We start from the raw sequence: 12,276 nt of genomic DNA on the forward strand, positions 1-12,276 counted from the left end.
CGCATGACGGACGACGACCGCGTCAGGCTGGAACCCTCGTGGAAGGCGCGCATCGGCGATTGGCTGGTGCGGCCCGAGATGCAGGAACTGTCGGCCTTCCTGCGCCAGCGCAAAGCGGCGGGCGCGCGCATCTACCCGCCGGGCCCGCAGATCTTCGCCGCGTTCGATGCCACGCCGTTCGATGCAGTGAAAGTGGTGATCCTCGGACAGGACCCGTACCACGGGCCTGGACAGGCGCATGGACTGTGCTTCTCTGTGCTCCCGGGCGTGCCAGTGCCGCCGTCGCTGGTGAACATCTACAAGGAAATCAACGCCGACCTCGGCATCGCGCCGCCCAACCATGGGTGCCTGCTGCCGTGGGCACGGCAGGGCGTGCTGCTGCTCAATGCCGTGCTGACGGTAGAGGACGGCCGCGCGGGTGCCCATCAGGGCAAGGGCTGGGAAGGCTTCACCGACCACGCCATCGAGACGCTGGCTCGCGAGCGCGAGGGGCTGGTGTTCCTGCTGTGGGGCAGCTACGCGCAGGCCAAGGGCAAGGTGATCGATACGCGCCGCCATCGCGTGCTGCGTGCGCCGCACCCGTCACCGCTGTCGGCACATCGTGGCTTCCTGGGTTGCGGGCACTTCAGCGCGACCAACCAGTACCTCGCGCAGCGCGGGCAGACGCCGATCGACTGGCGACTGCCGCCGCAGGATCAGCTGGTGCTCTGAGGCGAGCGTGTGCTGTCGTGCAGGTTGGTGTGGGAGCGACGTAAGTCGCGATGATCCACCGGTAAGGCTTCATCGCGACTTACGTCGCTCTCACAGCCGAAGATCCTGGATCCGGCCTCAGCGCGTACGACGCCGCTTCTGCGGCGGCGAGACAGGCGGCGGCGGTGTGACCGGGATGTTCTTAATCTCGCCCTGCAGCTCTTCCAGCATCGGCACCATCTTCTGCTGCACGGCGCTCATGATGTTCTGCATCAGCGCCGGATTCTTGTCGAGCATGCGCTGGCCGGCCGCGCTTTCGTAGAACTTGGTGATCGCGCGCACATCGTCGCGCGTGTAGGTCTTCTTGTAGACGTCCAGGTAGACCGGCCGCATCTCTTCCCACGACAGCGCCCTGCGCACGATCTCCTGGGTCTTGGCCTGGATGCGGGCGACCTCGGTCTTCTGCTCCTCGGTCATTTCCTTGCCCGCGAAATGCTTGTCGAACTCCTGCTGCTGCACCGCCTCCATCTGCGGGACCACCCCCGCCAGCAGGCTCTCGGCGCGCGAGGCCTTCAGCAGGCGGTCGATATCGGCATCGGAGGGTTCGGCGGCGAAGGCCGGCGCGGCAACCGCCAGCGCGACGATGACGAAGAGGCGGGGGAGCAGGCGGGCCGCGTTCGGCGAAGAGGCGATCATGCGGTGGCGGGCGGACTGGAACGGGGGCACAGGGTGCCTGCCGGGGAGTAAATCTGGTGTTAACTGGCGCCCATCCTGCGCCAGTACGCTACGAACTGACGTCCATCCTGACTACAATCCGCCGCATGGGGAGCACCGCACTCGAGATCACGCCGACGCTGGCGATTCCGGACGACGAACTGGTCGAGCGCTTCGTGCGTGCGAGCGGGGCCGGCGGCCAGAACGTCAACAAGGTGGCGACCGCGGTGGAGCTTCGCTTCGACGTGGCCGGTTCGCCGTCGCTGCCGGATGCGCTGCGCGAGCGTCTGCTGACCCGGCGCGACCGTCGCCTGACCGACGAGGGCGTGCTGGTGATCGACGCCCAGCGCTTCCGCACGCAGGACCGCAATCGGCAGGATGCGCGCGAGCGGTTGGCGGCCATCATCGCCGCCGCCTTGATCGTGCCGAAGAAGCGCGTCGCCACCAAACCGTCGCGTGCGGCGAAGGCGCGTCGCCTGGATGCCAAGCGCGAGCGCAGCCAGGTCAAGCGCGGACGTTCGCAGAAGAACACTTGGGAGTAACCGTTTGAGCCACGACATCGTTCCTGTCATCCCGCCCAACATGCCGCAGGTGCCGCCCAACCGGTTCACCCGCTGGATGGGCCGCACCTTCCTGCGGATCTTCGGCTGGAAGATCGTGGGCACGCTGCCGGACCTGCCCAAGCTGGTGATGATCGTCGCGCCGCACTCGTCCAACTGGGACGGCATCTGGGGCATGGCGGCGAAGATCGCGATGGGCTTCCAGGTACGCGTGCTGGGCAAGGCGCAGCTGTTCTGGTGGCCGCTGTCGCCGCTGCTGCGCAAGCTCGGCGTGGTGCCGGTGGATCGCAGTTCGCCGCAGGGCACGGTGGAGCAGGCGGTGCGGATGATCCGTACCTCCGAGAAGATGTGGTTCGCGCTGACGCCGGAAGGCACGCGCAAGCGCGTGGACAAGTGGAAGGGCGGTTTCCTGAAGATCGCCCACCAGGCGCAGGTACCGATCCTGATGGCGTACTTCCATTATCCGGACAAGATCGTCGGCATTGGTGATGTGTACTACCCGACCGGCGACATGGAGACCGACATGGCGGCGATCCGGGCGTGGTACCGGCCGTGGCAAGGGAAGAATCGCGGGACGGTGTAGACGCCGATCCGCCTCAACGGCAAAGAAAAACCCGCCTTTCGGCGGGTTTTCGTTGTAGATGGCGCAGGCAATGAGTTACAGCTTCTCGCCACCCAGCTTCCACGTGACCTGCAGGTAATAACTCCGGCCCATGGAATCGAACCATGACGTGTCGTAGTACGGGTAGTTGGACCACGTTGCGTCGCGTGGCGGCATCTTGTCCAGCAGGTTGTTGACGGTCAGCGATACCCGCAGGTGATCGGTAACGTCGTAGCGCGCGCCCGCATTGAAGCGCCAGGTCGCTTCGGTCCACGCATCGTTGGCGTAGTTGGCCACCTTGCCCAGATAGTTGCCGAACAGGCTGGCTCCCCACGCGTTGCGGTCCCAGCTCATGCCCAGGTTGCCTTTGTGGCGGGGCAGGGTGGTGGCGCTGAAGCTGACGTCCAGCATGTCTTCTTCAGGGTCGCCCGGGTACTGCTGGCGCGTGTGCTCGTCGGCCCAGGTGTAGCTGCCGCTGAAGCGGAAGTCGCCGGCATTGGCGGTCTGCAGCCGGTAGTTGGCGGTGACGTCGATGCCCGAGGTTTCTTCGTTGGCGATGTTGATCGGGCTGAAGTGCACGCTGGTGATGTAGCCGTCGGCATCACGGATCACACGGGCCAGCGCATCCACGCAGGTGGGCGAATTGATGTCGACGCTCGCCCCGCTGTCGGTGACGCCGAGGCGGCAGTCGGCTTCGGTGCTGCGCAGCAGTTCGCGGTCCTGTGTCTGGACCTGGTTCATCACGCGGATCCGGTAGTAGTCCACCGCCAGATCGAAGTTGGCAGTCGGCGACCAGACGAAGCCCACCGAGGCCGAACGGCTGGTTTCGACGTCCAGGTCCATGTTGCCGGTATAGACGTCGAACGTGGCGCCATCCCAGCTGCCATCGTCGTAGCACTCGTCGTTGCTGTAGCCCGGCTCGTCGGTCCGGCACATGTAGTAGTCGGTCGCGTAGCGCGTGCGGTAGTAGTCGTCTCCGGCGAACAAGTAGTGCATGTCAGGCGCACGGAAGCCGGTGCCATAGGAGCCGCGCACCAGCAGGGTGTCGACCGGGCGCCACTCCAGGCCGGCGCTGTAGGTGAACTTGCCTGGATTCTTGTTGCCGTAGCTGTAGCGGTCGTAACGACCCGCAAGGCTGGCTTCCAGCGTGGAGGCCACCGGCAGGCGCAGTTCGGCCGCGGCGCTCCAGCGATTGCGGTCACCGCTGCCGTCGCCGTAACGCGGGCCGTAGTAGGCATCTTCGGTCAACGCCAGCGGGTCAGGGTTGATGCGATACGACTGGCGGCCGTACTCGATCGCCGCCGCGAAGCCGGCGTCGCCGGCCGGCATGGAGAACAGGTTGGAGTTGTCCGTGGTGAAGCTGACGTTGTCGTTCTTCGCCACGGGATGCCAGGTGGACATCGCGGCGATCGAGTCGAACTCGGCAGTCGTCAGCGGCCTGAACAGACGCGACGGATCGGCGTTGTAGATGGCGTAGCCGTCGTCGTCGTAACCCAGCAGCGGGCCGAGGAACAGTTCGTTGGCCGCCGCCGCGCGGATCCGCGGCATTTCCACGTCGGCCTTGTACTCGGAGTGGTTGTAGGCCGCTTCCCAGTTCCATGCGTCGCCGAAGGCGCCAGTGAAACCGGTAGTCACCGCCAGCGTCTTCTGGGTGGTGGTGTTCATGCGGTTGCGCAGGCCGCCGGTCTCCTCCGGCGTGAACTGGCGCGACCAGATCTCGTAGCGCTCCGTGGCGGCGTTGTAGAAGACCTTGTTGCGGTAGTTGTTGGTCGACGCGGGATCGTGGAACTCCCAGCCCATGTGGTCGCTGGCCGCGAGATTGCCGTTGGTGCCGGTCAGCAGCTTGACGGTCTGGCGGCCGGCCTGCACGTCGGCGAACCAGGACAGGTTGTCGTTGATCCGGTACTCGAACGCGCCGTAGGCCGTGATGCCGCGACGTTCGTTCTGGATGGTGCGGTAGGCGATGGCGCGGTCGCTGCCGCAGTACGTGCCGTAGTCCGGATCTTCCGCCAGCACCGTGGTGCCTTCGTTCAAGCCGGCCATGCTGGCACAGTCGTCGGTCGGCGACACGTTGAGGTCGTTGTCCCAGTCGTAGAGCTGCGCTGTCATGCGGGGGAGGCGGCGCTCCTCCGTCGGGGCATCGAAGGTCGAGTCCTGGTTACGCCGTTCGAAACCCCACAACGGTCGCTTGTCGAGCAATTCCACACCGACGATGCCACTGAAGTTGCCGCGTTCGAAGCCGGTGGTCAGCGTCAGCTTGTGGGATTCGCCACCACCGCGTTCGGTATCACCGTAGCGGTAGTCGATGATGGTGCCGTCGGTGGACTTCTTCAGGATGAAGTTGATCACGCCGGCCATCGCGTCGGATCCGTAGACGGCAGACGCGCTGCCGGTCAGCACTTCCATGCGATCGATCATGCCGAGCGGGATGTTGCCGATGTCGGTGAAGTTGCTGCGTCCGTTCAATGGCAGCGGAAAGTCGGCGACGCGGCGGCCATTGATCAACACCAGCGTGTGGTTGGGGCCCAGGCCTCGCAGATCGACGGCTTGTGCGCCAGGCGTGGACTGCGCGTTGGTGGTGTTCTGCTGGCCATAGACACTGCCGCTGTTCTGGCTCAGCGAGCGCAGCACATCGGCGACCGATGTCAGGCCGGCGGCCTGGATCTGCTCGGCGGTCACCACGGTGATCGGCGCGGGGCCCTCTATTTCCGCACGTTTGATGCGCGAGCCGGTGACCTGCAGGGTCTCCAACTGGGTTACGGGTTCTTCGGCTTGCGCGCCGCCGCCGGGAGGCGCCTCCTGAGGCGCGGGACGCGGCGCCGGTGCGCGACGGGGCGCGGTGTCGGCCTGCACGATCAGCACGGCGCCGGAGGCATCGCGCTTGGCCTGGAAGCCGCTGCCCTGCAGCAGGCGGTCAAGCGCCTGGTCGGTCGAGGTGGCGCCCTGCACTCCCGTGGTGCGTCGGCCCTTCAACTGATCGGCACGGTAGACCAGCTGCGTGCCGGACTGCTTGGCCAACGTGTTCAACGCCGTAGCCAGCTCCCCTGCTGGCAGATCGATGCGGCCCGGGGCCGCCTGGGCCTGCGCGGCAAGCGCCGCACTACAGGCCGCACTCAACAACAGCATGCGCACTGGATACCGCATCGACTCTCTCCCCGGGGGCGCTCGGAATGGCGCCTGTTGGCTATCAGGACGAACGAACCGCGCAAATCCCCCCATGACCTTCGTCGTGGCGGTGGGGGCCTAGCGTGTGTGCAGCACGATGCGGTCCGCATGCCGCTCCGCGCGCACCGGAAATCCCTGCTCCAGCAGGTGCGCGAAGCCGTCGGCATTGGACCAGCGGAAGTTGCCGCCCACGCGCAGGTCGGCGACGGCGGCGTCGCCCAGTTCCAGCTTGCGCGTGTTGAAGCGGTTGAACTCGGCGGCGGCGTCCGCCAGCGAGGTGTCGTCGAAGGTCAGGAAACCGTCGCGCCATTCCAGGAAGCGCTCCGCCTCGGCCACCGGCAGCGAGCGCACCAGCACGCCGTTGCGACCGGCGGTGGCCACGCTGCCGGCCGGTAGCAGCGACACCGGCTGCGCGGTGCCGTCCGGAGCGGGGCGGCTCTCCAGCCGCACCTTGCCCTCGGTCACCACCACACGGATTTCCTGCGGATCCCGCCGCACGGAGAAGCGCGTGCCTACCGCTGCGACGCGACGTCCATCCGTCTCGACCACGAACGGCCGCCGCGTGTCGTGGGCGACGTCGAAGAACGCTTCGCCTTTCGCCAACGCTACGTGCCGCTCGCCGCGGCTGATCTGCACATCCACGCGGCTGTCGCTGCTCAACGTGGCGACGGAGCCATCCGGCAGCGTGACGGTCTGGATCTGGCCGACGCCGCTGGCATAGCTGGCCTGCTCGCGACCGGTCAGCTGCCAGCTGCCCCACGCGGCGGAACCGAGCGCGACCAGGGTCAGCGCCGCCGCGATGCCGTGCTGCCATCCGCGGCGGCGCGGGGTGCTGCGGTCCCGGGGAGCGAAGCGGAGATCGCGCAGATCGGGAGCCGCGCCGGTTGCGTCAGAGGCGATCGCCGAACCCGCACGCGCCGGCAGCGTGCCCGCGGGCAGGCCGGCGGCCAGTGCCTGCAGGCGACCGGTCTCGTTCCAGGCGGACTGCACGCGCAGGAAGGCGACCTTGTGCCGCGACGACGCCGACAGCCAGGCATCCAGTGCCTGCTGCTCGCCTGTCGTCCAGTCCTCCGCGTCGCGCCGGGCCAGCCAGTCGGCGGCCTGCGCTTCAATCTGTCTGCTGTCGGCCATGTGCTTCGTCCTCGTCCATGACGGGCCGGGCACGTCGCCCGTCCAGCGCAGGCACGGCGTCGCCGCCGTACAGGTGGTCGGCGATCAGGCGCATCCCTTTGGCCAAATGCTTTTCCACGGTCTTCTCGCTGATGCCCAGTCGACGGGCGACGTCCTTCTGCGGCAGTTCCTCAACGCGCCGCAGCCACACCACTTCGCGGCAACGGTCGGGGAGCCGGTCCAGGGCCTCGACCACGCGCTTGAGCGCCTGTCGGGTCCCGGTCCACCGCTCGGGCGACACCTCGTCGATCAGGTAGACGTTCGAGGACTCGAAATCACCCACTGGCTCGATCGACACCACCCGGCTGCGGCGCAGGCGGTCGGTCATCAGGTGGCGCGCGGTGGCGAACAGGAAGGCCTTGGGCGCATCGGGACGCGCGCGCCCGGCGGCTTCATAGACCCGCGCGTAGACCTCCTGGCGCAGGTCGTGCCATTCGTCGCGGTGCGGCCAGCTGCGCTGCAGGAACATCGCCAGCGCCCGTTCGTGGACGAGCACTTCGCGGACGAACCAATCGTCGAATTCGGTGGGCATGTCCGCACTCTAGCCCAAGCGCGAACGCTTCCGCATGGGGGAACACCGCCGCCGGTTCGTCTCACTTCGTCATCGGTGCGTGGCATCCTGCCGCGACCTTCGACCTGGGAGTACGACGGCATGGTGTCAGTCTTCGGCATGTTGCAGCGCGGCGCGATCTGCGTGGTGGCGCTCGCCTTGTCCTTGCCGGCGCTCGCCGCCAAGCCCGCGCACTACGTGCTCGGCGACACCACGGCGAAAACGCCGGGACAGGTGCAGCCGGGCCTGCTGCTGATGGGCGGCGGCGACCGCAACTTCGATGCCATGCACTGGTTCATTAAGAAGGCCGGCAATGGCCACATCGTCGTGCTGCGTGCGTCGCAGGCCGGTGAGATCGGCGAGGAATTCTTCAACGAGGTCGGCGGCATCGTTTCCGTTGAAACCTACGTGTTCAGCGATCGCGAAAGCGCCAGCGATCCCGCCGTACTGCGCAGCCTGAAGCGCGCCGACGGCATCTTTCTGGCCGGTGGCGACCAGTCGCGTTACGTGCGCTACTGGCGCGGCACGCCGGTGGGTGCGGCGCTGGACGCGCATGTGCGCGCAGGCAAGCCGCTCGGCGGAACGAGCGCCGGCCTGGCGATGCAGGGCGAGTACCTGTACGGCGCGATGGACGGCGGCAGCCAGATCAGCCCGCGCGCGCTGGCCGATCCGCTCGGTGCCGACAACACCATCGAGACCGGCTTCCTGCAGCTGGCCCTGCTGAAGGGCGTGCTGACCGACACGCACTTCAGTGAGCGCAACCGTCTCGGCCGCCTGATCGCGTTCGTCGCCAAGGCCGAGTCGATGGCCGGTCGCCCGATCCTCGGACTCGGTGTGGACGAGGACGCTGCGGTCGCGGTGGAAGGCGACGGCAGCGCGCGCGTGTATGCCACTGCGCCGGGTGCTGGCGCCACGGTGGTCAAGGGCGGCTTCGCGCAGAAGCAGGTCGAAGACGAGGCGATGAACCTCGATCGCGTCGACACGGTCATCGCCGGTGTCGACTCCGTACTGCACCTGCCGAGCGGTCGCGTCGACAGGCCCGCCGCCGAGCGTCATTACGCCGTGCGCAACGGCGTGCTGGTGGCGCTGGATTCGCCGCTGCTGGTGATCCACGGCGGTGCCGGCGTCGAGCGCGCCGGCATGACGCCGGCTGACGAAGACGCGGCACGCAAAGCGCTGGAAGCGGCGCTGCGCGCGGGCCACGCGCAACTCACGGCCGGCAAGCCGGCGCTGGATGCCGTGACTGCCGCGATCACCGTGCTGGAGGATGCGCCGCAGTTCAATGCCGGTCGCGGCGCGGTGTTCACCCACGACGGCAAGAACGAACTGGATTCCTCGATCATGGACGGCGCCACCGGCAAGGCCGGTGCCGTGGCCGGCGTGCACCGCGTCAAGAACCCGATCACGCTGGCGCGCGCGGTAATGGACAAGTCGCGCCACGTGATGATGGTCGGTGGCGGCGCCGAGGCGTTCGCGAAGGAGCAGGGCATCACACTGGTCAATCCTTCGTACTTCCGCACCGAGAAGCGCTGGCAGCAGCTGCAGAACGCGCTGAAGGAAGAGAAGCAGGCGCAGGCGAGCAACACGTCGCTCGAACTGCCGGGCAAGGCCTACTTCGGCACCGTCGGCGCACTGGCGCTCGACGCGAAGGGCCAGCTGGCCGCGGGTACGTCGACCGGTGGCATGACCAACAAGCGCTACGGCCGCGTCGGCGACTCGCCGATCATCGGCGCGGGCACCTGGGCCGATGACCGCTGCGCGTTCTCGGGCACCGGCTGGGGTGAGTACTACATCCGCGCGGCCGCCGCCCACGAAGTCTGCGCCCGCGTGCGCCTGGCCGGGCACAGCATCGCGCGCGCCTCGGAAGGCGTGATCAACCGCGACATCCCCAAGGCCGGCGGCGACGGCGGCGCCATCGCGCTGGGCGCCGACGGCAGCATGGCCTTCCCGTTCAACACCGAAGGCATGTACCGCGGCTGGATCGGCGCCGACGGCGTCCCGCACGTGGCGATCTACAAGGAAGATCCGCTGCCTGCGCGCTGAGGCGGGATGGCGTTATGCTCGTCTCACCATCAAGGAGGGGGCGGGCATGAAGAGGGCGCTGTGGGTCGGCCTGCTGGCGTTCGCGTCAGCGGCGTCAGCAGGGGAGGCAAAGAACGAGGCAGTCAAGTTCCATGCCAATGCACGCGTGATCCTTGATGATCAAGGTGTGCCGCAACAGGTGCAGGCGGGTGAAACGCTGCCTGAGGCCATCCGCGCACTCGTCGAACAGCGCGTCATGACATGGCGGTTCGAACCGGCGCAGGTCAACGGCGTACCGATGGCAGGTGTCACCCATGTATTCCTGAATGCCTGCCTGGCCCCGCTTCCGGGCGACGGCATGAGTCTGGCGATGAATTACCGGAACCATGGGCCGGGTTATGCAGGCGGCGCATCGCTGCCGCCGCCGCCGCGCTATCCCGCCAGAGCTGCCCGTGACGACAAGGAGGGCAGCTTCCGTGTGGTGACCCGGATTGAAACGGATGGTCGCGCGAAGATCGAGTCGATAGAAACGGTGTCCGGTTCGTTGAAGGTTTTCGAGCCGGCGCTGCGGGAATGGGTGGCGTCTATCCGCTACCTGCCGGAACAGGTAGCCGGCATGCCGATTGCCACGCGGGTGGCGTATCCGGTCACGTTCGCTATTCCCGGGGGATCCCTCAGTCGACTCAGGAAAGAGCGTCGTGAGGCCGACCTGCAATCCGCCGAATGCCAGGCGGCCACCGGTCAGGACGGCAATGCGCCGCGCCCTGTCGTGCTGGATTCTCCGTTCAAGCTGCGGGACGCAGGCTGACGGCCGATCCGGTTCGGGGCGGGGCAGGGATTGCGTGGCGGGCTGGCAGCCGCTGATCCCTCCGGAGTGGGTACGGCGGAGCCCACTGTGACCCGTGTCGCAAATGTGAACCCTGTAAGTTAAGATACAGATCACATTTGCGGTCGGCCCCTCCTTGCCTGGAAGGCGTCTTGGGTCGGCTTGCCACAGGGGGCAAGCAATAAGGTCTGTGTCGGACGAGACCTGGGGAGCGCCTCTTCCACAGAAGCGTCAGGGGATCCGTTCATCGATGTCGTACCGCGCTATTGATGCCTTGCGTCCGCAGGGCGCTCGCTCCACACGTCTGCCTTCTTCCGTCAACGCCCCGCTCGCCGCACATCGCGGCTGGCGTCGTCGCGCCTCGCAGGCCGGCCTGCTGCTCGCCAGCCTGCTGGTGGCGGGATCGGCGCTGGCGCTGATCACCGGCAGCTGGACGACCACCGGCGCCTCCTCGGCGAGCACCACCGTCAACGGCATCACCGTAACCCTGACCGGCGTGGCCAGCGAGGCGTACGCGAACGGGACGTTCAACAACACCAATTACTGGAACGACCCCTACGGCGGCACCGTCAACGGCGGCACCTCGCTGACGATGGTCTACAACGCCTCCGGCGCGCGGAACTACGTGTTCACCTTCAGCAAGCCGGTCGACAACCCGGTGCTGCACGTGGACCGCATCGGCGGTTTCTACGACACCAACCGGCCCAACAGCACGCGCTGGCAGCTGACCTCGTTCGCTGCGACGGGCGGCGCGGTCGCGCTGGAGCGCCTGTCGGGCAACACGCAGTTCTCGGTCACCCCGGCGCAGTCGCGCTTCCAGCGCACGACGGGTGGCACCTTCGGCAACGCCTCGGGCACGTCGGACTGCCTGACGTCCACCAACGGCACCGGCTGCGGATCGATCCGCTTCAACGGCACCGGCATCACCAGCCTGACGTTCTCGGTGGAGATGGTGGGCGATCCGGGCGCGGGCGACGAACTGGAACTGCGCTGGAGCTTTGCCGGTTCCAACCTCATCGTGCGCAAGCAGTCGACGGGCGGCACCGGTACGTTCGGCCTCAGTGCGAGCGGCGCCCTGTCGCAGACGTTCAACCTGGCCACGACGGCGCAGAACACGCCGGTTTCCTCGTCGACGTTCGCCGTGACCAACCATGCCGCGGCGATCACGCTGGCCGAGCCCACCGTGCCCAACGGCTACGTGCTGACCGCAGGGGCTTGCACCGACCAGAGCGGCGCCACGGTGCCGGCCACGATCAACGCGGCGAACCGCCAGCTGACCGTCGCCGCCGGTGACTACCGCGCCAACCAGACCATCACCTGCACCCTGACCAACAGTGCGACCGCGTCGCTGGCACTGGCCAAGACCTGGGTGAACGCGGCCATCAACGACACCGCGGCGCTGTCGGCCACGGGCGGCGCAAACGCCGCTTCCCTGTCGTCCGTTGCCAACAGCGCAGCCGAGACGGATACGGGCACCCCCGTGCAGGTCGTGCCGGGCAACGTCATCACGCTGGCGGAGACGCTGGGCGCGGGCAATGCGCGAACCTACACGGCCAGCGCCTGGTCGTGCAGCGGCGGCAGCCTCAGCGGCAACACGCTGACCGTGGCCAGTGCACATGCGGGCCAGGCGATCGTGTGCACGATCACCAACAGCGCGCGCGTGACCGACGTGTCGGTGGTCAAGTCGACCACCGGCGGCGCGGTGACCAGCGGGCAGGTGAGGAACTTCACCGTGGTCGTCTCCAATGCCGGCCCTTCCGCCGCCGATGGCACCGTGGTCAGCGACACGCCGGGCGCGGGCCTGACCTGTCCGGCGTCCGGCAATCCGATCAGCTGCACCGCCAGCGGCGGCGCCGCGTGTCCTGGTGCGGCCGCGCTGCCGACGCTCGTCAGCAGCGGCGTGGCGGTGCCGACGCTTCCCTCGGGCGGCATGCTGACCTTCACCGTGCCGTGCCAGGTGACCGCCAGCGGGCTGTGA

General features: G+C 67.6%; 10 protein-coding genes and 1 pseudogene. 7 read left to right on the forward strand and 4 right to left on the reverse strand.

All coding sequences use genetic code 11. The features are described 5' to 3' along the window. The first annotated feature begins 3 nt into the window (after positions 1-3). Positions 4-711 carry a uracil-DNA glycosylase gene (gene ung / locus IB225_RS17805; protein WP_192313368.1) on the forward strand — a complete coding sequence of 236 codons (708 nt, stop codon included), beginning with the start codon at positions 4-6 and terminating at the stop codon, positions 709-711. Positions 712-828: 117 nt separating this feature from the next. On the opposite strand, the gene IB225_RS17810 is transcribed toward ung, so the two are convergent. Next, a complete protein-coding gene (locus IB225_RS17810; protein WP_192313370.1) occupies positions 829-1,386 on the reverse strand; it encodes a DUF2059 domain-containing protein in 558 nt (185 codons plus the stop codon). A gap of 125 nt (positions 1,387-1,511) precedes the next feature. On the opposite strand from IB225_RS17810, the gene arfB reads away from it, so the two are divergent. Then, a complete protein-coding gene (gene arfB, locus IB225_RS17815) occupies positions 1,512-1,946 on the forward strand; it encodes an alternative ribosome rescue aminoacyl-tRNA hydrolase ArfB (RefSeq protein ID WP_192313373.1) in 435 nt (144 codons plus the stop codon). Positions 1,947-1,986: 40 nt separating this feature from the next. Beyond that, on the forward strand, positions 1,987-2,547 hold the full coding sequence (locus IB225_RS17820; protein ID WP_192313673.1) for a lysophospholipid acyltransferase family protein: 561 nt from the start codon (positions 1,987-1,989) through the stop codon (positions 2,545-2,547). A 75-nt stretch (positions 2,548-2,622) separates the two neighbouring features. Here IB225_RS17820 and IB225_RS17825 read toward each other — a convergent pair whose 3' ends face one another. From IB225_RS17825 to IB225_RS17835, 3 genes are all read right to left on the reverse strand, one after another. Then, on the reverse strand, positions 2,623-5,709 hold the full coding sequence (locus tag IB225_RS17825; protein WP_192313376.1) for a TonB-dependent receptor: 3,087 nt from the start codon (positions 5,707-5,709) through the stop codon (positions 2,623-2,625). A gap of 99 nt (positions 5,710-5,808) precedes the next feature. Beyond that, complete coding sequence (locus tag IB225_RS17830; protein ID WP_192313378.1) at positions 5,809-6,861, reverse strand: FecR domain-containing protein; 1,053 nt, start codon at positions 6,859-6,861, stop codon at positions 5,809-5,811. After that, the gene (locus IB225_RS17835; protein WP_192313381.1) at positions 6,839-7,432 is read right to left on the reverse strand and encodes a sigma-70 family RNA polymerase sigma factor; all 594 of its coding nucleotides are present in this window, start codon (positions 7,430-7,432) and stop codon (positions 6,839-6,841) included. The genes IB225_RS17830 and IB225_RS17835 overlap by 23 nt, the downstream gene beginning before the upstream one ends. Positions 7,433-7,735: 303 nt before the next feature. Here IB225_RS17835 and IB225_RS20660 point away from each other — a divergent pair. From IB225_RS20660 to IB225_RS17850, 4 genes and pseudogenes are all read left to right on the forward strand, one after another. Further along, a pseudogene (locus IB225_RS20660) lies at positions 7,736-8,311 on the forward strand (cyanophycinase); the annotation flags it as partial. A 201-nt stretch (positions 8,312-8,512) separates the two neighbouring features. Beyond that, positions 8,513-9,493: an isoaspartyl peptidase/L-asparaginase gene (locus IB225_RS20665; RefSeq protein ID WP_345776650.1), complete on the forward strand. Its 981-nt coding sequence runs from the start codon at positions 8,513-8,515 to the stop codon at positions 9,491-9,493. Positions 9,494-9,539: 46 nt separating this feature from the next. Continuing rightward, positions 9,540-10,280: a TonB family protein gene (locus tag IB225_RS17845; RefSeq protein WP_192313384.1), complete on the forward strand. Its 741-nt coding sequence runs from the start codon at positions 9,540-9,542 to the stop codon at positions 10,278-10,280. A 268-nt stretch (positions 10,281-10,548) separates the two neighbouring features. Next, a complete protein-coding gene (locus tag IB225_RS17850) occupies positions 10,549-12,276 on the forward strand; it encodes a DUF11 domain-containing protein (RefSeq protein ID WP_192313387.1) in 1,728 nt (575 codons plus the stop codon).

The organism is Pseudoxanthomonas sp. PXM02, from assembly GCF_014851805.1.
Classification (GTDB): domain Bacteria; phylum Pseudomonadota; class Gammaproteobacteria; order Xanthomonadales; family Xanthomonadaceae; genus Pseudoxanthomonas_A.